We start from the raw sequence: 20,653 nt of genomic DNA, 5'->3' as shown, positions 1-20,653 counted from the left end.
GCTATCGCTGGCGTGACGCGGACAATACCGGGATTTTTTATTCCCGAACAATATCTTTTATTCACTTTCATATTCCATTTTGTTCATACAACCGCCACGCCCGATGTAGGAGCTGCCGAAGCCTGCGATCGTTTGATTTGGCGATTTCAAAGGCACCGAAAATCAAGATCAAAAGATCGCAGGCTGCGCCAGCTCCTACACAAGCCCGGTGGCTTTGAGCAGTTGTTTCAAGGCCTCTTTCTCGGCGGCGGACCCGTTGCCGAGGATTTTTTTGAGTTGCTGTTCGATCTGAAGCAGCGATACCGATGCCTCGGGCAAATTCAAATGCTCCGGCAAAATCTCATCGCCGGTACTCACCAACAACGCAAAGTGGATGACGTTCTCCAGCTCCCGGGTGTTGCCCGGCCAACTGTGCTGCTCCAGCAGCTGCTGTGCGGCGTCGCTGATCAATGGCACCGGCAGATCGAGGCGTTGGCTGTAGATGCCGAGGAAGTATTCGGCCAGCGACAAAATATCGCCCACCCTTTCACGCAAGGCTGGCAGTTCGAGCTGGCCTTCACTGAGGTAGTGATAGAGCCGCTCATGGAATTTTCCGGCAGCCACGGCCTGAACCAGATCGATGCTGGTGGCGGCCACCAGACGTACGTCCACCGGGCTTGGCTGCTGAGCACCAACGCGAGTGACTTCGTGGTTTTCCAGGGCTGCGAGCAACTTGATCTGGATTGGCAACGGCAAGTCGCCGATCTCGTCCAGATAGAGCGTGCCGCCATTGGCCGAACCGAACCAGCCAGCGCGACTGCTGGCCGAACCGCTGTAACTGCCGGCGGCGTAGCCGAACAGTTCAGCGTCGGCATAGGTCGGGCTGATCGCCCCGCAATTGACCGACACGAACAACCCGCCACGATCACTGGCGCGATGGATATGCCGCGCCAGCAGTTCTTTACCGCTGCCGGTTTCACCGCGGATCAATACCGAGATCGAACGTGGCGCCAGTTGTTCCAGCTCCTGGCGCAACTGCCGGGAACGCGGATCGACAAACACCAACGCCTTGGCGCGAATGCTCAACGGGCTTTTTTCCGCGTCAGGAAAGGTCAGCAGCGGCTGACCGAAGGTTTCATGCAAGCTCATGGCAGACTCCCGCCCAAAACCGCCGGCAGACGGGGGCGTTTTTTAAAAAATATAAAGGGTTCAGGCGCGACGCAGGGCGTGTTGCTCCATGCGGTTTTGCAGACGATAGAGGTACGCAAAACCCTGCTCCCAACGCTGGTGACCGGACTTCACGTTGATGTGCCCGGCCCCCGATAAAATCCCCGCCTCGGCGCCCCACTGGCGCGCCAGTTCAAGGGCTCGTGGCGCGCTCACGGCGCTGTCGTTGTCGGAGCTGACGACCTGGCTCGGGAACGGCAGCAAATGAGTCGGGATCGGTGCGAAGTTGCGCAGCGCCGGCGCGCAAGCCGGGCGTTCGACGTCCGCTGGCGCGACCAGCAAGGCGCCGCGCACCTGACGCAAAAACTGCAACGGCGCCGTGGCGGCCCAATGCGCAACCGTGATGCAACCCAGGCTATGGGCGATCAGAATCACTGGCGTGCTGTCGGCGGCAATCGCCTCGGCCAGTGCCGCGACCCAGTCCTCACGACGAGGCGTCAGCCAGTCGGCTTGCTCCACCCGCGCGCTGTTTGGCAGGCTGTTCTGCCAATGGGTTTGCCAATGATCTTCTGGCGATCCTTGCCAGCCCGGCACAATCAGGTAGCGAATTGATTCGTTGCGCATGGGGAAGCTCTCCTGCTGCGTGTCTGTTCGTGACCGAGTATAGGGAGGAGAGTTATATTCGTTAAGGAATAAGAAGCTATTTATTAAGACCCATATCGAATATATAACACGATCAAATGTGGGAGCGGGCTTGCTCGCGAAGGCGGTCTGTCAGTTGATATTGATATTGACTGACACGACGCCTTCGCGAGCAAGCCCGCTCCCACAGGGTTCACTGACTGGCACTTTATCCGGGATAAAAAAAGGGACCGCACCCTGCCAAGGAGACGGCCCCGGAAACTCGAAATCTGTTAGCGCTGATCAACATCGCTGTGACGCGATAATTGGCTGAAACGGTTATCCGATAAAGGAATGTTTAATTACTTTAATAGACCTGAATCGCATATACGAATCACTGCTTGCGTCACACCGTATCGTCCCTTTGGGTCAAATTGATGACCAGCATTTGAGTTTCCGGTTACATCATCAAACCTGAGCGGCACGCACCTCCTGCGTCTCGGTGGTGTCCTTGCGCACAAACCGGTTCGCCCGCCCGAACGTCCCGAAATCATTGAACCGCACCCCCATCTCGCGCATAACCTTGTGCGCCACCGGGACGGTCATCTGCCGGATGTAAAACGGCTCCTTCACCACAAAATGATGGATCCCGTGGCTGCTGCCAAAGTTGAAGCAGAATGCTTGCAACGGCCACATCCACCAAGGGTTCAGCACCTGGGTCTGCTGAATCACGTTCCCCGGTTCCACGTCACCGTAGTAGTGCATGTTCGAGCTGACAAAGTGCAGGCAGAACGTACGCAACACATTCGGGCCGATGATCACGACGGCCGCGATGTCGATCACCTGCATCACCGCCAAAGTAGTCGCCGACCATTCGATGGGCGCCCCCAGCAGATGCGCGATGCCGTTGGCGGAGTGAAAACCGAGGAACACGTACCACGCCCCCCAATGCACCAGCGCCAGCGGTGCGTAAACCTTCAGAAAGCGCTTGATGATGCTGAACTTGTGCGCCCGGGTCTTGGCCCGCAGCATGCGGATGAACGCCGACATCACGTTGTCGCCGACCATCAATAGCCGCGCGATTCCCCACGGCTCACCGTTGGTGATCGCCCGCTCTTCCATGTCGGCTTCGGTACCGGACACCTTGTGATGGTTTAGGTGCAAATGACGGCGGATCCAGGGATTGATGGTGCTCGGCCGTGCCAGCCATACCAGGCCCATCATCAGGTTATGCGGCACGCGCTGTTTGCGGAAGTACATGCTGTGGATCAGGTCATGCTCCAGCTCGTGGGTCAGCGAGGCGAAAAACGCGTTGAGCAACAGGCATACCCACCAGGCCATGTACCCGGTGATGTACAGCGCTGCGCAACCGATCATCCCGGCCAACGCGAAGGTCAGAATACCCGCGCCCAGGGCGTCCTGATGGGTAAGAATCGGGTAGCGCTGGCGCAGTTCGACGCCTTTGGCCAATACCACCTCGCGAATATGCGCTGATCGCTGTGCTGCATTCAGTCGCTGGGGACTTGCACAAGTACCGTCCATGCTTCCATCCTCTGGTTATTGATGTTCGCATCCTGCCCTGTGATGATTTACAGAGCGGTAGCCGTGAACGCCAACCTGTTGACCGGACGCGCCAATCAACATGACTGAACCGACCTCCCTCGCCAGCTGGACCCGCGCACTGCGCAAGCAGCTCGATGCGCTGGGGCTCGACAGCACAGCCCTGTGCCAACAGGCGGGGCTCGACCCGCAGTTGATGGACGACCCGAACGCCCGTTACCCGTTGTCCGGCACCACGCGCCTGTGGCACATCGCGGTGCAGGTCAGCGGCGACCCGGCGATTGGCTTGCGGGTGTCGCGCTTCGTCAGCCCCACCACGTTTCATGCGCTGGGTTATGCGTTGGTGGCCAGTGGCAGCCTGCGGGAAGTCTTCGAGCGCATCGTGCGTTATCACCAGGTGGTCAGCAACGCGCTGGATCTGGAATTGATCCGCGCTGAGGATCGCTACTACTTCCGCCTGAAAATCCCCCAAGGCAACCCCGCGCCAGCCTTCGAGGCCATCGACGCCTTCGCGGCGATTTACGTGCGCACCTGCCGCAATCGCCTGGGCCGTGACTACGCCCCGCTGGCGGTCTACCTGCGTCGTCCGGAACCGGCCGACCCGCACCAATGGCACAAAGTGTTCCGCTCGCCGGTATATTTCGCCGCCGACGAAGACCGACTGGAATTCGCCCTGGTGGATTTCGACAGTCACCTGGACGATGCCAACCCGGAACTGGCCGAACACAACGAAACCGTGCTCAAACGCACCCTGGCGCAACTCAAACCCCTGACCTGGGAGCGCAAGGTTCGTGACGCCATTGAAGAGCAATTACCCGAAGGTGAACCGTCGGCCGAATGCATCGCCCAAGCGCTGCACTTGAGTCTGCGCAGCCTTCAACGGCACCTGGCGGACGAAGGTTGTCGGTTCGATACGCTGCTCAACGAAAGTCGGGAAAACCTGGCGCTGCTGCACCTGCGCGACCCGCAATGCTCGTTGAGCGAAGTCAGTTACCTGCTGGGGTTCGCCGACACCAGCAGCTTCAGCCGTGCGTTCAAGCGCTGGACCGGGATGACGCCGGGGCAGTTTCGGGATGGGTTGCAGTGACAGATCCGAGAGGTGTTTTGAGTTTTCCGGCCTCTTCGCGGGCAAGCCCGCTCCCACAGTGAACCTGTGTGAATCACAATGTTGTGAACAACCGAAAACCCTGTGGGAGCGGGCTTGCTCGCGAAGGCGGTAGTCCATACGCCGCAAACCTTCAGCGCCCGCGATCCCGCCGCAACAACTTGCGCACCCGCTTCACCAGTTCACTGACGGCAAACGACTTGAGCAGGTAATCATCCTCATGCAATTCCAGCCCGCGCAGCCGATCTTCGATGCCATCCTTGGTGGTGAGGAGCAGCACCGGCGTGTCGCCGAGCTTGCGGATCTGTTGCAGCAATTGCCAGCCGTTGAGTCCCGGCAGCATCACGTCGAGGATGATCAGTTCGTACTCACCGGACTCGATAAAGCGCCGGCCGTCCATGCCATTAAGCGCCACATCCACCGCGTAACTCGCTTCGCTCAAGCCTTTGGCCAGGAGGCTGGCGGTTTCGGGTTCGTCTTCCACTAGCAACACACGCATGGCACACCTCGATTGTCGTCGTCACAGGCTAGGCGCGTTCGCGGATAAAGCCCATCAATACCGTGGTGATTTCAAAAGATCGCAGCCTTCGGCAGCGCCTACAGGTGCACGTCAAATCACCGCCAATGCTCGCAACCGTTCGGCATCCAGAATCTCGATCTCGCCATACTTTAGATTCAGAATCCCTTGCCCCTGCAAATCCTTGAGGAGCTGGTTGGTGGTCTGGCGCGACAGCGACAGCATCGACGCCAGTTGCTCCTGAGGCAGTTGCAGAACACGGCGCGGCGGGTCGATTTCACCGTAACCCTCGGCGATCATCAGCAAGCGATGAGCCAAGCGTGCCGGGGCTGGCATCAGGCTGAGCTGTTCGAGGTTGATGAAGGTCAGGCGCAGTTTTTGGCTCATCAGCAACGCCAGTTGCCGCCAGTAAACCGGTTGTTGGTCGAGCAACTTCAGCAGCGTCGCCTGCGGGATGTGCAACAGGATGCACTGGCCGACGGCATAGGCATCGTGGGTTCGCGGCTGGCCATCGAACAGGCAGATTTCGCCGAACCAGTGCGGCGCTTCCACCAGGCTCAGCAGCGCTTCCTTGCCCTGCTCGCTCACCGCACCAATGCGCACCGAACCTTCGAGCACTGCATACAGCCCGCACGGCGGATCACCGCGCTTGAATAGCAGTTGCCCCGACGGCAGGCGCCGAACCCGGGCCGCAGTCAGCAGACTATCCTGTAAAGGAACAGGTAAATGACTGAACCACTGCCCCGTATCCAGGCGAGAACGCCAAATCTGCATGTCCATGAAAACTCCTGGAGATTGTCGCCTGGCTGACAGAGCGAAAGATGAAACCCGGGGCATCATCCATCACCCTACAGGAGGAATAACAATGAAAAGCCTCGTTGACCATCTCAGTCAATACGCCGCCTACCACCGTGACCCGCGCAATATTGCCAGCCACTTTATCGGTATCCCGCTGATTGTAGTGGCGGTTGCGGTGTTGCTGTCGCGGCCGCAATGGGGCGCAGGCTGGATTTCGCCGGCGGTGCTGGTCGCGATGGCATCGGCGTGGTTTTACCTGCGCCTGGAGATTCGTCTTGGGGTGTTGATGACTGTGTTGCTCGGTCTGTGCATTTGGGCGGGCCAGGTACTCGCGCAGCAAAGTACGCTGGTCTGGCTGGCCAGCGGCATCGGGATGTTTGTGGTGGGGTGGGCGATTCAGTTTGTCGGGCATCATTACGAAGGGCGCAAACCGGCGTTTGTCGATGATGTGACGGGGTTGATTGTCGGACCGTTGTTCGTGGTGGTTGAGCTGGCGTTTTTGCTCGGGATGCGGCGTGAGCTGAAAGAGCAGATCGAGGCGCGAGTGGGCGGTGTGCGTTTGCGTCAGAAAGGTGCTGCGGCGTAGATCGCTTTCGCGAGCAAGCCCGCTCCCACAGGGTTTTGGGTTGGCCACAGATGTGTGTTCAACGCAGATTCACTGTGGGAGCGGGCTTGCCCGCGATGCTTTTGCCCTTAAATGTTGGCGACTTTCTGCCAGACCTTGGGCTTGAAGAATAGCGTCTCACCCTTGGCCAATCCGACCAGGCTGTCGTGGTCTTTCACCACTTCGGCTTCGATCAGCTCGCTTTGACCTTCGACCTTCAGCGTCACCCGCGTAGTCGCGCCCAGCGGACGAATATCGCGCACTTCAGCCGCATGGTGATCTTCCAGCTCATGCCGCGACAGTGACACTTCGTGTGGACGGAACAGCACGTGCCGGTCTTCGCCCAAATGCAGACGGTTCGAGTCGCCAAGGAAGTGATAGACGAAATCGCTGGCCGGGTTTTCGTAGACGTCGCCCGGTGAGCCGATCTGCTCGATCACGCCCTTGTTCATCACCACGATACGATCGGCGACTTCCATCGCCTCTTCCTGGTCGTGGGTCACGAACACCGACGTCAGGTTGATGTCTTCGTGCAGCCGTGCAAGCCAGCGACGCAGCTCTTTACGGACCTTGGCATCCAGCGCACCGAAGGGTTCGTCGAGCAGCAGGACTTTCGGTTCCACCGCCAAGGCACGAGCCAACGCAATGCGTTGACGCTGACCGCCGGAGAGTTGTTCCGGGTAGCGATCAGCCAACCAATCCAGTTGCACCATGTTCAGCAGTTCGTGGACTTTCACCGCGATCTGGCTCTCGCTCGGACGCTGGTTTTTCGGCTTCATGCGCAGGCCGAACGCGACGTTATCGAACACCGTCATGTGCCGGAACAAGGCGTAGTGCTGGAACACGAAACCGACGTTGCGATCACGCACGTCGTGGCCGGAAACGTCTTCGCCATGGAACACGATGTTGCCCTGATCCGGGGTTTCCAGGCCGGCGATGATTCGCAGCAACGTGGTCTTGCCGCAGCCGGACGGGCCGAGCAGCGCCACGAGTTCGCCGCTTTGAATGTCCAGGCTGATGTTGTCCAGCGCCTTGAACGCGTGGAAGTTCTTGCTGACGTTACGCACTTCGATCGACATGACTTATTCCTCCGCGGCGCTGGCGCGCAGGCGGTTAATACGGTTTTCGCTCCACTGCTTGAGCAGCAGGATGAAGAGCGCCAGGATCAGCAACAGGCTCGCCACGGCGAACGCGGCCACGTGGTTGTATTCGTTGTAGAGGATCTCGACGTGCAGCGGCAGGGTGTTGGTCACCCCGCGAATGTGCCCGGAAACCACCGACACCGCACCGAACTCACCCATGGCCCTGGCCGTGCACAGCACCACGCCATAGATCAGGCCCCATTTGATATTGGGAACGGTGACGTGCCAGAACATCTGCCAGCCATTGGCGCCAAGCAGGCGCGCGGCCTCTTCCTCCTGAGTGCCTTGTTCCTGCATCAGCGGGATCAGCTCACGTGCCACGAACGGCACGGTGACGAAAATCGTCGCCAGCACGATGCCCGGCAAGGCGAAGACGATCTGGATGTCGTGATCCTGCAACCACGGGCCGAACAGGCCTTGGGCGCCGAACATCAATACATAGACCAGACCGGCAATCACCGGCGACACCGAGAACGGCAGGTCGATCAGGGTCACCAGCATGCTCTTGCCGCGGAACGAGTATTTACTCACGCACCACGCCGCGCTGACACCGAACACCAGGTTCAGCGGCACCGAGATCAGCACCGCGATCACGGTGAGTTTCAACGCCGACAAGGCGTCCGGCTCGAAGATCGCGGTAAAGAACGCGCCCAGGCCCAGCTTCAGCCCCTGGGACACCACGATGAACAACGGCAATAGCAAAAACAGCGCGAAGATCAGCCAGCCGAGGCCGATCAAGACTCGCCGCGACGTGGCACTGCCACGGCGGGCGGCGTTCGAGGAGGCTGCTGCAATAGACGATTGGGACATTTTTCGCGCCTCCTTATGGGGTTTCGATGCGCCGCTGCAGCAAGTTGATCAGCAGCAACAGGACAAAGGAAACCACCAGCATCAGTACACCAATGGAGGTGGCGCCGGTGTAATCGTACTGGTCGAGTTTGACCATGATCAGCAGCGGCAGAATTTCGGTTTTCATCGGCATGTTGCCGGCGATGAAAATCACCGAACCGTACTCGCCGACCCCGCGGGCAAAGGCCAATGCGAAACCGGTCAGCCAGGCTGGTAGCAGCGCCGGCACCAGGATATGGCGGAAAACCTGTAACGGTTTCGCCCCCAGGCAAGCTGCCGCCTCCTCCACTTCGCGAGGGATATCGGCCAGTACAGGCTGTACCGTACGTACTACGAATGGAAGTGTTACAAAAGTCAGCGCCAGGGTGATACCGAGGGGGGTATACGCGATCTTGAAGCCCAGGTCCGCCGCGAACTGACCCACCAGACCGGTGGGGGTGTACAGCGCGGTCAGCGCGATACCGGCCACCGCTGTGGGCAAAGCAAAGGGCAGGTCGATCATCGCGTCGATGACTTTGCGTCCCGGGAACGTGTAGCGCACCAGCACCCAGGCCAGCAGCGTGCCAATGATGCCGTTGATGATCGCGGCATAGAGCGCGGTGCCGAAACTCAGCTTCAACGCCGCGAGCACCCGTGGCGCCGAGATGATCGCCCAGAACTGCTCCCAGGTAAGTTGAGCGGCATGCACGAACATCGCCGCCAGTGGAATGAGCACAATCAAGCTGAGGTACACCAAGGTGTAGCCCAGCGTCAGCCCGAAGCCGGGTATGACGGGGGAGATACGACGCGACATAAAAGTCCTTGGTTGAGAACGCGCTAAGCCCCGACGGTGAAATCGGGGCCTGTTAGCCAATGCCAGCCACTTAAGTGCTAAACCTGTGGGAGCGGGCTTGCTCGCGAAGGCGGTGCCTCAGGCGACATCAATGTTGACTGTGCCGCTGTCTTCGCGAGCAAGCCCGCTCCCACATGGATTGCGCATTGGCTGATCTATTTCAGGTTACTGCGCCTGATAAATCTGGTCGAACACGCCACCGTCATTGAAGAATTTCGGTTGCGCGGTTTTCCAGCCGCCGAAGTCCTTGTCGATGGTCACCAGCTCCAGTGTCGGGAACTGTTTGGCGTACTTGGCGGCCACTTCTTTGTTACGTGGACGATAGAAGTTTTTCGCCGCGATTTCCTGGCCGGCCGGGCTGTACAGGTGCTTGAGGTACGCTTCAGCAATGTCAGTGTTGCCCTTTTTCTCGGCGTTCTTGTCGACCACGGCCACCGGTGGTTCGGCAAGGATCGACAGCGACGGTACAACGATGTCGAACTTGTCGGCACCGCCGTCTTCTTTCAACGCCAGGAAGGCTTCGTTTTCCCAGGCCAGCAACACGTCGCCCTGACCGTTGTTGACGAAGGTGATGGTCGAGCCGCGAGCACCGGTGTCCAGCACAGGCACGTGTTTGAACAGGGTCTGCACGTACTCTTTGGCCTTGGCTTCATTACCGCCGTTGGCTTTCAGGCCATAAGCCCAGGCCGCGAGGAAGTTCCAGCGTGCGCCGCCGGAGGTTTTCGGGTTCGGGGTGATGACTTCCACGCCGTTTTTGGTCAGATCACCCCAGTCCTTGATGCCTTTCGGGTTGCCTTTGCGCACCAGGAACACGATAGTCGAGGTGTAAGGTGTGCTCGCTTCCGGAAGACGCTTCTGCCAGTCGACCGGCAGGCTCTTGCCGAGCTTGGCGACTTCATCGATGTCACCAGCCAGGGCCAGGGTCACCACGTCGGCCCGCAGACCGTCGATCACCGCCCGGCCCTGCTTGCCCGAACCACCGTGGGACTGCTGGATTTTCACGTTGTCGCCAGCGTGGTCCTTTTTCCAGAAGTTGATGAACTCGGCGTTGTACTCCTGGTACAGCTCACGGGTCGGGTCATACGACACGTTGAGCAGCTCGTAATCCTTGGCAACCGCGGAACCAGCAAAAAGGGCACTGGCCAGGGCGGCCAAAGCAAAATGACGAATCGACGACATGGTGAAAGCTCCTGGAATTCTTGATGTGTTGGCTTTTTCTTATGGTCTGGAACGGGTTGCCTGTTCGAAGATCGCAGCCTTTACATCAGCCTCCCGTAGGAGTTGCCGAAGGCTGCGATCTTTTGATCTTTCAATCTTTCGCTTCAGCTCGGCTTGTTGCCCGGGCTCTGCAAACGGAATTTCTCTTTGCGTTCGATCTGAACCACCTGGGCGTTATGCACGGTGATTTCCACCGCGCCAAAGCGCAGATCGCGCAAAGCGCTTTGGATCTCACGCAAAATGGTGGCTTCGTCCTGCCCGTCAACACTACGTAGGGATGCGCTCATGGTGCTGCTCCTTAATGAGATATGCCTGGCAGTGGCGGGCACTGCTTACGGCGTAAGGGCAATAGTAGATAGGCGCGGATATTCTTAAAAAGACTATTTAAGAATGTTTATATAACTAGAAGGCATTATTTGATGGGGCAAGGATTTGCGGAACGTTATTAGCTTGAAGATCAAAAGATCGCAGCCTTCGGCAGCTCCTACAGGGGCTCACCGACCCCTTGCAGGAAGGCTGCGATCTTTTCGCTTTCAGGAAATCACTGGCGCCCGAGCCCAATCCAATGATGCCGCCGACACTGGCCGCCCAAACCAGTACCCCTGCCCCAAATCACAGTCGTGCTCGAACAGGAAACTCGCCTGCTCGACCTGCTCGATCCCCTCGGCATGCACTTGCATCCCCATGCTCTGCGCCAGCGCAATGATTACCCGCGCGATCGCCGCGTCATCCTCATCACCCGGCAAGCCTGCGACAAACCCCTGATCGATCTTGAGCTTTTGCACCGGCAAACGCTTGAGCCGCAGCAACGATGAATAGCCCGTGCCGAAGTCGTCGATGGCCAGCCGCACGCCCAACTCGCGTAAGCGATGCATCTGCTCCAGCGCCACTTCCGGGTCTTCCATCACCGCGCTTTCGGTGACTTCCAGCTCCAGATACGCCGGATCCAGCCCGGTGTCGTGCAGCACCTGAGCCACCTGCTGATACAACTCGCGTCGGGCGAACAGGCGAGAAGAAACGTTCACCGCGACAAACGACAACACCACGCCCGCCGCTTGCCACTGGCACATCTGCTGGCAGGCCTGACGCATGATCCAGGCATCGATCTCGGCAATCAGCCCGGTGCGTTCGGCGATGGGGATGAATTCAGCCGGCGACACCAACCCACGTTGCGGATGCTCCCAGCGCACGAGAGCCTCGACGCCGATCAGGCGACTGGTTTTGAGGTCATGCACGGGTTGGTAATAAACCCGCAATTGCTGTTGCTCCAGCGCTCGGCGCAATTGGAATGCGATCTCGACGCGCTGCTGGGCGTGCGCGGTCAATTCTTCGGTGTAGAGGGCATAGCCGTCGCGGCCAGCGCTCTTGGCCTTGAACAGCGCCGAGTCGGCGTTGCGCAACAGTTGCTCGGCACTCAAGGCATCGCTTGGAAACAGGCTGATGCCGATGCTGGCGTTGATAAATAGCGGATGTCCGTCGATCTGGAACGGTTCCTTAAGGCCATCGATGACTCGCTGAGCCAGCGCCGCGGCATGCCCCGGTTGCGGGCAGTTTTCAGTCAATACCGCAAATTCGTCGCCGCTGAGCCGCGCCAGAGTGTTGCCCGGGCCGAACAAGGCATTCAGGCGCTCAGCCACAGCCTTGAGCAGTTGGTCACCGACACTGTGACCGAGACTGTCATTGATCAACTTGAAATGATCGAGGTCGATCATCAGCAACGCGCAACCGCGCTTGTGGACCTGCGCCGAGGCCACGGCCTGCCCGGCACGGTCGGTTAGCAGAAGGCGATTGGGCAGATCGGTCAACGGATCGTTATGGGCCAGATGCGTCAATTCATGCTCGGAGTTCTTGATCGCGCTGATGTCGGAAAACACCGCAACGTACTGGCTGAGCCGTCCCTGATCGTCGCGAATGAGGCGGATCGTCTGCCATTGCGGGTAGATCTCGCCGTTTTTACGGCGATTCCAGATTTCTCCGCTCCACTCACCAAGGCTGTCGAGTGCCGCGAACATCACCTGGTAGAAAACCGGCGGGTGATGGCCCGACTTGAACATGTTCGGTCGCTGCCCCAGCACTTCTTCACGCTGATAGCCGGTGATTTCCATGAACGCCCGGTTCACATGGACGATCAACCCGTTGCTATTAGTGACCAGCACCCCTTCACGGGTGCAATCGAACACCGCTGCCGCCTGACGCAAACGTTCCCTGTCTGCATTACGCTCACGCAACTTGGCGCCGACACCCAGACAGCGAAACAATCGCGCCCGCGCAATGAAGATCAGTCCGGCACTGAACGCCACCCAGGCATAACCGTTGATCAGCTGCCAGCGCAGGAGGTCGGGGGAACTATCGAAGAACCTGTTCAGTAAATAACCACTAAACTGGAACCAGGCGACGGAAAGCACCAGGTAGAGCAGCGCTGCACGCAAAGCATCGCGATAGGTGGCTGACATTAGAGCGTCCATGTCCCTACAAAAAGGCTGGAATTATAGATTAAAGACACATCCAGCCACTCTTATCTGAAAGGGCGACTGGTTTTATCTGTGGGCTAAGTGATAATGCAACGGCTGTTTTTTTCTTTATCGAGGGTCCTATAGGCTATGTGGTACGAAGGTTTTCTTGGCTTATCGCCCTGGTCACTGGTGGCAGTCACCCTACTGATGACCCACGTGACGATCGTCGGCGTCACGGTTTATCTGCATCGCTATTCAGCCCATCGCTCGCTTGAGCTCAATGCCGGCCTGAAACATTTTTTCCGCTTCTGGCTGTGGTTGACCACGGCGCAGAACACCCGTGAGTGGACCGCCATCCACCGCAAACACCACGCCAAATGCGAAACCGTCGATGACCCGCACAGCCCGGTCATCAAGGGGTTGTCCACCGTTCTGCGCAAAGGCGCCGAGCTGTACCGCGCCGAAGCGGAAAACCCCGAAACCCTGCGCATCTACGGCAAGAACTGCCCCGAAGACTGGATCGAACGCAACCTCTACAGCCGCTTCCCGCTGTTGGGCGTGGCGATCATGGGCGTCATCGACCTGCTGCTGTTCGGCACCATCGGCATCACCATCTGGGCCATCCAGATGATGTGGATCCCGGTGTGGGCCGCAGGCGTGGTCAATGGCCTGGGCCATGCCATCGGCTACCGCAACTTCGAATGCCGCGATGCGGCGACCAATCTGGTGCCTTGGGGCATCCTGATCGGCGGCGAAGAACTGCATAACAACCATCACACCTACCCTAACTCAGCCAAACTGTCGGTGAAGAAATGGGAATTCGACCTCGGCTGGGCCTGGATCCAGGTTTTCAGCTTCCTGCGTCTGGCCAAGGTCCAGCGGGTTGCGCCGATCGCCCACCGCGTTGAAGGCAAAGGCAGCCTGGACATGGACACTGCCATGGCGATCCTCAACAACCGCTTCCAGATCATGGCTCAATACCGCAAGCTGGTGATCGCGCCGCTGGTCAAGCAAGAGCTGGAAAAGGTCGATCACTCGGTCCGTCATCAGTTCCACCGGGCCAAGCGCTTGCTGTCGCGGGAAACCAGCCTGCTGGACGACAAGCACCATATGCGCATCCAGACCATGCTCGAGCACAGCCAGGCGCTGAAGGTAATTTACGAGAAACGCCTGGCCTTGCAACAGATCTGGGTCAAGACCAGCTCAAATGGTCACGACATGCTGGCCGCCATCAAGGATTGGGTACACGAGGCCGAGGCCAGCGGGATTCAATCCCTGCGTGACTTCGCCGGCCAGTTGAAAACCTACTCCCTGCGCCCTGCCACCTGACCTGTAGGAGCTGCCGCAGGCTGCGATCTTTTGATTTGAAAGAGCAGATCAAAAGATCGCAGCCTGCGACAGCTCCTACAAACGCATCGCCAGTACCGCCCAGCGGCCTCCTCCCCCATCACCACAAATACCGGGAACTTCGCTCCAAATCCCCTATCTCAAAGACACTTCGCCATCCAGGCGGGCTCTGTTTTTGGCCGCTGTCGACATAGCGGCACGCCCTTTGAGATTTGTGCCGATGGTTAATAAAAGCCTACAAGACACATCCCTTCCACAGTGGCCCGAGGCCGCGCAAACCCTGATGGCGCTGATGCATGCCCAGGGTGAAGTGGCACGCCTGAGCGAACGCGAACAGCTGTTCAGCTCGCTGCTGGTCAGCGTCAACGCCGTGCTTTGGGCATTCAACTGGGAAACCCGTCAGGTGCTTTACGTCAGCCCGGCCTATGAACGGATTTTCGGCCGCCCCGCCGGTCTGTTGCTGTCCGACTACAACCACTGGCGCGACAGCGTCTATCCCGACGATCTGGACTACGCCGAGCGTAGCCTGGCGCAAGTGCTGGTCAAAGGCGCCGTTGAAGACCGCGAGTACCGCATCATCGCTGCCGACGGCCAGGTGCGCTGGCTCAGCGACAAGTGTTTCATCAACCGTCAGGCCGAGCCGGGTCAACCGGTGATCATCGTCGGCATTGCCGAAGACATCACCGAAAAAAAGCAGATGGAAGCCGAGCTGCAACATCTGGCCAGCACCGACGTGTTGACCCAAAGCAGCAATCGCCGACACTTCTTCGAATGCGCCCATCGCGAATTCGAGCAGGCGCGGTTGAACGGTGCGCCGATGGCGTTCCTGCTGCTGGACATCGATGACTTCAAAGTGGTCAATGACACCTACGGCCATCAGGAGGGCGATAAGGTGCTGCAACGCATCGCCGAGAGCGGTCGCGCGGCCCTGCGGCGTGGTGATCTGTTCGGACGGATCGGCGGTGAGGAATTCGCGGCGGTGTTTCCCGGCTGTGCACCGGACATGGCCATGCAAGTGGCCGAGCGTCTGCAACGGGAAATTCAGCGGTTAAGCTTCAGCCATGACAACCAGACCTTCGGCATCACCGTCAGCCAGGGCCTGAGCAGCCTTACATACGAGGATGAAAGCATCGACAGGCTGTTCGCCCGCGCCGATGCGGCGATGTACCAGGCCAAGCGCCAGGGCAAGAACCGCATCATTTCTGGCTGACAGACCTGACACGGACCAAATGTGGGAGCGGGCTTGCTCGCGAAGAGGGTGTGTCAGTCAATATCAATGTGGCTGACACACCCTCTTCGCGAGCAAGCCCGCTCCCACAAGGGTCTGGGTTGAGCTTATTTTTTGCGCAAACGCATCAATTCCGGCAATCCGATCTTGAGCAACCGCGCTGTGCGGCTCTTGGCCAGCGCCTCGATCCCCTCATGCTCGGTCAGGCGCGCCAGTTGCGCGGCCATGTTCATCACCAGCGCTTCACGGGAGTAAACCCCGCCACCGAGTTGGTAAACCGCCGCAATCAGCTCCCGCAGCTCCAAGGGCAGCCGCCAGCGGGTCCGTAGCGCCGAACCATAGGCCGCGCCGAATTCGGCCAATACATCGCCGACTTCTTGCCATTCATCCAGCTCACCGCCGGCCTGCTTCCACTCCTGCAAACAACGCAGCAACGCCAGGTCGCCGAGGCAATGCAGCATGCCTGCGCAATAACAGCGCGCCTGATCCAGATCCAGCAAACGCGCCAGTGTCCGGGCGTATTCGGCGGTGTGCAGCGACAACTCCCAATAACGCTCGGCATAGTCCGCCAGCTGCGGATCACTGAGCCGGGCACTGCGTTTGAGAGCGAGCCCCAGAATCAGGTTCATGCTTTGCCCGGTGCCCAAGCGTTGCAGCGCCTGGGCCAGGGTTTGCACAGCGACGCCATGATGCTGGGCTGCGCTGTTGGCGGCGGCGATCAGGACAGCGGTAATTTGCGGATCAGTGCGGATTTCGTCTTCCAGCCGCGTCAGATCGAGGCCATCGGGGTTGAGGCTACGTTTGATCGCCACCTGCACATCGGTCATCAACGGCGCACCCTCCGCCAGTTCGCGACGTCGCTCCAGGTACACCGACAAGGTCATGCCTGGCGCCAATGAAGGCGCCTCACAGGACACCTCTTCGCCGGCGTTCAGCAACAAATCCTGCAGGCGCTGGGTCAGGCTTTCGATGTTCAAGGGTTTGGTCAGGTACGCCGTGGGCGCCAGGGGCAAGACTTCGCGCACGCTGGCGCTGTCGTTACGGCTGCTCATCAGAATGAAGGGCAGCGGCGGATTACGCTTACGCTGCCGGACACTGCGCAGAACGTTCAGGCCATCGACGCCAGGCAACTCCCAGTCGACGATTACCAGGTCATAAGGATTTTCCGCCAACAGCTGCAAGGTCTCCTGGCCATCGGCACACAGGTCCAGCCGCGCGTCGCAGCGCACATTCAACAACACCTGCTTGAGCAGATCGCGAGACCAAGGGTCCGCCTCGGCAATCAGCACACGCGGTATAGCAGGTAAAACCACAGCAGTCATCGCACACTCCAACGGCAATGCTTGCACCTTAGTCAATGATGGCCATTCGATACAGCTCAATTGCCCTGATGTGTTTCAAGCACCATAAAAAAACCCGCCGAGGCGGGTTTTTTGTCGATCAGATCACAAATGAATCAGAGCACTCGGATCACAGCTCGGCGAAGCACTCTTCGATGATCGCCAGACCTTTGTCCAGTTGCTCGTCCGGCGAGGTCAGCGGTACCAGTACGCGCAGAACGTTGCCGTAGGTGCCGCACGACAGCAGGATCAGGCCCTTATCACGCGCCTTGGCCACAACCGATGCCACTGCAGCAGCGTTCGGCTTGTGGCTGTCGCCGTCGACGAACAGCTCGACCGCGATCATTGCGCCCAGGGCACGCACTTCGCCGATGACCGGGTATTTGGCCTGGATGGCTTTGAGGCCAGTCACCAGACGCTCGCCAACCGCTTTGCAACGGTCCAGCAGGTGCTCTTCTTCGAACACTTCCATCACGGCCAGGGCCGCGGCGCAAGCGATCGGGCTACCGGCGTAAGTACCGCCCAGGCCGCCTGGAGCGATAGCGTCCATGTATTCGGCCTTGCCGCACACACCGGCCAGCGGGAAACCGCCAGCGATGGATTTGGCGAAGGTGGTCAGGTCAGCAGCAACACCCATCTGTTCCATGGCGAAGAAGGTGCCGGTACGGCCAGCGCCGGTCTGTACTTCGTCAGCGATCAACAGAATGCCGTGCTGGTCGCACAGGGCGCGCAGACGCTTCATGAACTCTTTAGGCGCGACGTAGAAACCGCCTTCGCCCTGAACTGGCTCGATGATGATGGCAGCGATGTCACGCGGCTCAGCGTCGTTCTTGAAGATGCGCTCGATGCTGGCGATCGAATCGTCGATGCTCACACCGTGCAGTTCGTTCGGGTACAGCGCGCGGAAGATGCCGCCTGGCATCAGGCCCATGCCGGCCGAGTAAGGCACGACTTTACCGGTCAGGCCCAGGGTCATCATGGTGCGACCGTGGTAAGCCCCGGTGAACGCGATTACGCCAGCACGGCCAGTGGCGGCGCGGGCGATCTTGATCGAGTTTTCCACGGCTTCGGAGCCGGTGGTCACCAGCAGGGTTTTCTTGGCGAAATCACCCGGCACCTTGGCGTTGATTTTTTCGCACACTTCCACGTACGGCTCGTAGGCCAGTACCTGGAAGCAGGTGTGGGTCAGCTTGTTCAGCTGTTCGGTAACGGCGGCGATGATTTTCGGGTGCACGTGACCGGTGTTCAGCACAGCGATGCCGCCGGCGAAGTCGATGAACTCGCGACCTTCAACGTCGGTCACGGTGGCGTTCTTCGCGGACTCGGCGAAGATCGGGTGAATCTGGCCAACACCGCGCGGTACAGCAGCTTCGCGGCGTTTCATCAGGGATGCGTTAGTCTTGCTCATAGTGTCCTCATTCACCGCTCATCGGGCGGCGTGGTTCAAGGAAAGTGCGGCGGGGAGGCAACTACGGCAGCATGCGATGATCGACTGCCACAGCTTTCCCGGCCACAGAGAAAATTCCGTTTGAAGCGTCGCAAAGGGACAGCGCTCTCGTGCCCTTTGCGCTTGAAGCAATGCCTTGCCTTAGATGCCCAGGCAGAGGTATTTGATTTCCAGGTAATCTTCGATGCCGTACTTGGAGCCTTCACGGCCCAGGCCCGACGCCTTGATGCCGCCGAACGGTGCGACTTCGTTGGAGATCAACCCGGTGTTGACGCCGACCATGCCGTATTCCAGGGCTTCAGCCACACGGAACACACGGCCCAGGTCACGAGCATAGAAGTACGAGGCCAGACCGAACTCGGTGTCGTTGGACATCGCGATCACATCCGCTTCGTCTTTGAAGCGGAACAGTGGCGCCAATGGACCGAAGGTTTCTTCCTTGGCCACGGCAGCGTTGTTCGGCACGTTGGTCAGAATGGTCGGCTCGAAGAAGTTGCCTTGCATGCTCTTACCACCCGCCAACACGGTAGCGCCTTTGCCGACGGCGTCAGCAATGTGCTCTTGAACCTTGGCCACGGCTTTCTCATCGATCAGCGGGCCAGTGGTGGTGCCGTCTTCCAGACCGTTGCCGATCTTGAGTTTGGCCACGGCCACTTTCAGTTTTTCGGCGAACGCGTCGTAGACCGAATCCTGAATGTACAGGCGGTTGGCGCAAACGCAGGTCTGGCCGTTGTTGCGGTACTTGGAAATGATCGCGCCTTCGACGGCCTTATCCAGGTCCGCGTCGTCGAACACGATGAACGGCGCGTTACCGCCCAGTTCCAGCGAAACTTTCTTGATGTCCTTGGCGCACTCGGTCATCAACTGACGACCGATTTCGGTCGAACCGGTGAACGACAGTTTGCGCACGATCGGGTTGCCGGTCAGCTCGCTGCCGATATCGCCGGCGCTGCCGGTCACCACACTGAACACGCCGTTCGGAATACCGGCACGTTGAGCCAGTTCAGCCAGCGCGAATGCCGAGAACGGGGTTTGCGAAGCCGGCTTGAGCACCATGGTGCAACCAGCGGCCAGGGCCGGGCCGGCTTTACGGGTGATCATCGCGGCCGGGAAGTTCCACGGAGTAATCGCAGCGGTCACGCCGATCGGCTGCTTGATCACGATCAGGCGCTTGTCTGGCTGGTGGCCCGGAATCACGTCACCGTAGACGCGCTTGGCCTCTTCGGCAAACCACTCGATAAAGGAAGCGGCATAAACGATCTCGCCCTTGGCTTCAGCCAATGGCTTGCCCTGCTCCAGAGTCATCAGGCGAGCCAAATCATCCTGGTTCTCGATGATCAGTTCGAACCAGCGACGCAGCTTGTTCGCGCGCTCCTTGGCGGTCAGCCCACGCCAGGCCGGCAGCGCTTTATCAGCGGCTTCAATCGCACGGCGGGTTTCGGCAGCGCCCATTTTCGGCACAGTGCCCAGAATTTCGCCCGTTGCCGGGTTATTGACCTTGATCGTCTGACCGTTGTCCGCATCGACCCAAGCGCCATCGATAAAGGCTTGCTGGCGGAACAACTGGGTGTCTTTAAGCTGCATGTCGGCTTTCCTTAACAGCACCGCGCGAGGCGGAGCGAATTATGATTGTAGAAAGGCGCCTTATAGGCTGCCGTCAGGGAAATCATTCACCGGGCTGAAGCACATAAATAGCGCACTGATCGAACTCGTGCGGTTCAGCACCCAGACAAGAGCGTTTGAAATCTCAAACGAATCCTAGGATCAAAGGGGGTAAAGGACAATAGGCTGTTCGAAAAAAAGAACGAAAACGCCGCATTTGCCTATTTTTTCTGATCAGCGTAGCAATCGTAGGTTACGCTTTTGAAAAAGGCAGACGATTCAGCAGCATGGACGCCCGCAGTGCATATGAGTATCATGGCGCCCGCATCGCACCAGTAGCTCAGCTGGATAGAGTACTGCCCTCCGAAGGCAGGGGTCGTGGGTTCGAATCCCGCCTGGTGCACCATATGTAGAGTGAGAAAGCCTCAGATCTTAGGGTCTGGGGCTTTTTTGTGGGCTTTCTTCATGCCCCAAGGCGACTTGCTGAAGGGATGCAGTTGTTCGGTTTAATCGAACAACTGCCATTGATCAAAAAACCGCCAAAGCGGTTTTTTCATTCTGTCGTCCAGTCAAACTCGTCGTACTCATCATCGTCTTCTTCGTCCTCGATCAACTCATCATCAAGGACGTCTTCCTCAAGCGCTTCCTCTTCCTGCTTCGCCAGCAGAAATTCCTTACGACTCTCAGTCACTGCTCGCCGCAGTTCCTCACCCTTCACCGGGCAGTTGAGCATTTGGGCGATGCGGTCGATTTTTTGGGCCACGGCATCCTCCAACGCATCGGCTATGGGCTGATAGTGCGCGCTTTCGGGTGTCGATGCCAAATTTGCCGACCGCTGTTCACC

The 20,653-nt window shown here is 58.9% G+C and carries 19 protein-coding genes and 1 tRNA gene; 5 read left to right on the top strand and 15 right to left on the bottom strand.

Annotated elements, in window-relative coordinates; genetic code table 11:
- Positions 1–195: 195 nt before the first annotated feature.
- The 3 genes from PMI36_RS24190 to PMI36_RS24200 form a co-directional block, all read right to left on the bottom strand.
- Positions 196–1,128 (bottom strand): sigma 54-interacting transcriptional regulator, encoded by a 933-nt coding sequence (locus tag PMI36_RS24190; protein WP_008068654.1) that lies wholly within the window; start codon positions 1,126–1,128, stop codon positions 196–198.
- Positions 1,129–1,188: 60 nt separating this feature from the next.
- Positions 1,189–1,770, bottom strand: a complete 582-nt coding sequence (locus PMI36_RS24195; protein ID WP_008068653.1) for an alpha/beta hydrolase — start codon at positions 1,768–1,770, stop codon at positions 1,189–1,191.
- Between the two features lie 465 nt (positions 1,771–2,235).
- Positions 2,236–3,309 carry a fatty acid desaturase gene (locus PMI36_RS24200; protein ID WP_008068652.1) on the bottom strand — a complete coding sequence of 358 codons (1,074 nt, stop codon included), beginning with the start codon at positions 3,307–3,309 and terminating at the stop codon, positions 2,236–2,238.
- Positions 3,310–3,409: 100 nt separating this feature from the next.
- On the opposite strand from PMI36_RS24200, the gene PMI36_RS24205 reads away from it, so the two are divergent.
- Positions 3,410–4,414: an AraC family transcriptional regulator gene (locus PMI36_RS24205; RefSeq protein WP_008068651.1), complete on the top strand. Its 1,005-nt coding sequence runs from the start codon at positions 3,410–3,412 to the stop codon at positions 4,412–4,414.
- Positions 4,415–4,565: 151 nt separating this feature from the next.
- On the opposite strand, the gene PMI36_RS24210 is transcribed toward PMI36_RS24205, so the two are convergent.
- Together PMI36_RS24210 and PMI36_RS24215 are read right to left on the bottom strand one after the other, a co-directional pair.
- Positions 4,566–4,931, bottom strand: a complete 366-nt coding sequence (locus PMI36_RS24210; protein WP_008068650.1) for a response regulator — start codon at positions 4,929–4,931, stop codon at positions 4,566–4,568.
- Positions 4,932–5,042: 111 nt separating this feature from the next.
- Entirely contained in the window at positions 5,043–5,729 is a 687-nt protein-coding gene (locus PMI36_RS24215; protein WP_008068648.1) for a Crp/Fnr family transcriptional regulator, read from the bottom strand.
- A gap of 85 nt (positions 5,730–5,814) precedes the next feature.
- Between PMI36_RS24215 and PMI36_RS24220 the strand changes: the two genes are divergently transcribed.
- Entirely contained in the window at positions 5,815–6,333 is a 519-nt protein-coding gene (locus PMI36_RS24220) for an Mpo1 family 2-hydroxy fatty acid dioxygenase (RefSeq protein WP_008068647.1), read from the top strand.
- Positions 6,334–6,440: 107 nt separating this feature from the next.
- On the opposite strand, the gene PMI36_RS24225 is transcribed toward PMI36_RS24220, so the two are convergent.
- The 6 genes from PMI36_RS24225 to dibA form a co-directional block, all read right to left on the bottom strand.
- On the bottom strand, positions 6,441–7,430 hold the full coding sequence (locus tag PMI36_RS24225; RefSeq protein WP_008068645.1) for a sulfate/molybdate ABC transporter ATP-binding protein: 990 nt from the start codon (positions 7,428–7,430) through the stop codon (positions 6,441–6,443).
- 3 nt (positions 7,431–7,433) lie between these two features.
- Positions 7,434–8,303: a sulfate ABC transporter permease subunit CysW gene (cysW, locus tag PMI36_RS24230; protein ID WP_008068643.1), complete on the bottom strand. Its 870-nt coding sequence runs from the start codon at positions 8,301–8,303 to the stop codon at positions 7,434–7,436.
- A 13-nt stretch (positions 8,304–8,316) separates the two neighbouring features.
- Entirely contained in the window at positions 8,317–9,135 is an 819-nt protein-coding gene (gene cysT / locus PMI36_RS24235) for a sulfate ABC transporter permease subunit CysT (RefSeq protein ID WP_008068641.1), read from the bottom strand.
- A 204-nt stretch (positions 9,136–9,339) separates the two neighbouring features.
- On the bottom strand, positions 9,340–10,353 hold the full coding sequence (locus PMI36_RS24240) for a sulfate ABC transporter substrate-binding protein (RefSeq protein ID WP_008068640.1): 1,014 nt from the start codon (positions 10,351–10,353) through the stop codon (positions 9,340–9,342).
- A 143-nt stretch (positions 10,354–10,496) separates the two neighbouring features.
- A complete protein-coding gene (gene oscA / locus PMI36_RS24245; RefSeq protein ID WP_007899630.1) occupies positions 10,497–10,679 on the bottom strand; it encodes a sulfur starvation response protein OscA in 183 nt (60 codons plus the stop codon).
- A 246-nt stretch (positions 10,680–10,925) separates the two neighbouring features.
- Entirely contained in the window at positions 10,926–12,845 is a 1,920-nt protein-coding gene (gene dibA / locus PMI36_RS24250; protein WP_008068639.1) for a phosphodiesterase DibA, read from the bottom strand.
- Positions 12,846–12,992: 147 nt separating this feature from the next.
- Here dibA and desA point away from each other — a divergent pair, with 147 nt between their 5' ends.
- Both desA and PMI36_RS24260 read left to right on the top strand, forming a co-directional pair.
- Positions 12,993–14,174, top strand: a complete 1,182-nt coding sequence (gene desA / locus PMI36_RS24255) for a delta-9 fatty acid desaturase DesA (RefSeq protein ID WP_008068638.1) — start codon at positions 12,993–12,995, stop codon at positions 14,172–14,174.
- A gap of 238 nt (positions 14,175–14,412) precedes the next feature.
- A complete protein-coding gene (locus PMI36_RS24260) occupies positions 14,413–15,402 on the top strand; it encodes a GGDEF domain-containing protein (protein WP_032830126.1) in 990 nt (329 codons plus the stop codon).
- A 125-nt stretch (positions 15,403–15,527) separates the two neighbouring features.
- Here PMI36_RS24260 and PMI36_RS24265 read toward each other — a convergent pair whose 3' ends face one another.
- From PMI36_RS24265 to gabD, 3 genes are all read right to left on the bottom strand, one after another.
- Positions 15,528–16,742 carry a response regulator gene (locus PMI36_RS24265; protein ID WP_008068636.1) on the bottom strand — a complete coding sequence of 405 codons (1,215 nt, stop codon included), beginning with the start codon at positions 16,740–16,742 and terminating at the stop codon, positions 15,528–15,530.
- A 148-nt stretch (positions 16,743–16,890) separates the two neighbouring features.
- On the bottom strand, positions 16,891–18,168 hold the full coding sequence (gabT, locus tag PMI36_RS24270; protein WP_008068635.1) for a 4-aminobutyrate--2-oxoglutarate transaminase: 1,278 nt from the start codon (positions 18,166–18,168) through the stop codon (positions 16,891–16,893).
- Positions 18,169–18,348: 180 nt separating this feature from the next.
- Complete coding sequence (gabD, locus tag PMI36_RS24275) at positions 18,349–19,791, bottom strand: NADP-dependent succinate-semialdehyde dehydrogenase (RefSeq protein WP_008068633.1); 1,443 nt, start codon at positions 19,789–19,791, stop codon at positions 18,349–18,351.
- A gap of 347 nt (positions 19,792–20,138) precedes the next feature.
- On the opposite strand from gabD, the gene PMI36_RS24280 reads away from it, so the two are divergent.
- Positions 20,139–20,215: transfer RNA gene (locus tag PMI36_RS24280), tRNA-Arg, on the top strand.
- A gap of 147 nt (positions 20,216–20,362) precedes the next feature.
- Here the strand turns inward: PMI36_RS24280 and PMI36_RS24285 are convergent.
- Complete coding sequence (locus PMI36_RS24285) at positions 20,363–20,632, bottom strand: hypothetical protein (RefSeq protein WP_238543564.1); 270 nt, start codon at positions 20,630–20,632, stop codon at positions 20,363–20,365.
- Positions 20,633–20,653 lie beyond the last annotated feature (21 nt).

Origin of the sequence: Pseudomonas sp. GM79, assembly GCF_000282495.1 — a bacterium.
Lineage (GTDB): Bacteria > Pseudomonadota > Gammaproteobacteria > Pseudomonadales > Pseudomonadaceae > Aquipseudomonas.
This window is presented reverse-complemented; position numbering and strand designations above follow the sequence as displayed.

Coding starts and splice junctions, on each gene's coding strand:
- PMI36_RS24190 (WP_008068654.1), bottom strand. CDS start 1,128: ATGAGCTTGCATGAAACCTTCGGTCAGCCGCTGCTGACCTTTCCTGAC.
- PMI36_RS24195 (WP_008068653.1), bottom strand. CDS start 1,770: ATGCGCAACGAATCAATTCGCTACCTGATTGTGCCGGGCTGGCAAGGA.
- PMI36_RS24200 (WP_008068652.1), bottom strand. CDS start 3,309: ATGGACGGTACTTGTGCAAGTCCCCAGCGACTGAATGCAGCACAGCGA.
- PMI36_RS24205 (WP_008068651.1), top strand. CDS start 3,410: ATGACTGAACCGACCTCCCTCGCCAGCTGGACCCGCGCACTGCGCAAG.
- PMI36_RS24210 (WP_008068650.1), bottom strand. CDS start 4,931: ATGCGTGTGTTGCTAGTGGAAGACGAACCCGAAACCGCCAGCCTCCTG.
- PMI36_RS24215 (WP_008068648.1), bottom strand. CDS start 5,729: ATGGACATGCAGATTTGGCGTTCTCGCCTGGATACGGGGCAGTGGTTC.
- PMI36_RS24220 (WP_008068647.1), top strand. CDS start 5,815: ATGAAAAGCCTCGTTGACCATCTCAGTCAATACGCCGCCTACCACCGT.
- PMI36_RS24225 (WP_008068645.1), bottom strand. CDS start 7,430: ATGTCGATCGAAGTGCGTAACGTCAGCAAGAACTTCCACGCGTTCAAG.
- cysW (WP_008068643.1), bottom strand. CDS start 8,303: ATGTCCCAATCGTCTATTGCAGCAGCCTCCTCGAACGCCGCCCGCCGT.
- cysT (WP_008068641.1), bottom strand. CDS start 9,135: ATGTCGCGTCGTATCTCCCCCGTCATACCCGGCTTCGGGCTGACGCTG.
- PMI36_RS24240 (WP_008068640.1), bottom strand. CDS start 10,353: ATGTCGTCGATTCGTCATTTTGCTTTGGCCGCCCTGGCCAGTGCCCTT.
- oscA (WP_007899630.1), bottom strand. CDS start 10,679: ATGAGCGCATCCCTACGTAGTGTTGACGGGCAGGACGAAGCCACCATT.
- dibA (WP_008068639.1), bottom strand. CDS start 12,845: ATGTCAGCCACCTATCGCGATGCTTTGCGTGCAGCGCTGCTCTACCTG.
- desA (WP_008068638.1), top strand. CDS start 12,993: ATGTGGTACGAAGGTTTTCTTGGCTTATCGCCCTGGTCACTGGTGGCA.
- PMI36_RS24260 (WP_032830126.1), top strand. CDS start 14,413: ATGGTTAATAAAAGCCTACAAGACACATCCCTTCCACAGTGGCCCGAG.
- PMI36_RS24265 (WP_008068636.1), bottom strand. CDS start 16,742: ATGACTGCTGTGGTTTTACCTGCTATACCGCGTGTGCTGATTGCCGAG.
- gabT (WP_008068635.1), bottom strand. CDS start 18,168: ATGAGCAAGACTAACGCATCCCTGATGAAACGCCGCGAAGCTGCTGTA.
- gabD (WP_008068633.1), bottom strand. CDS start 19,791: ATGCAGCTTAAAGACACCCAGTTGTTCCGCCAGCAAGCCTTTATCGAT.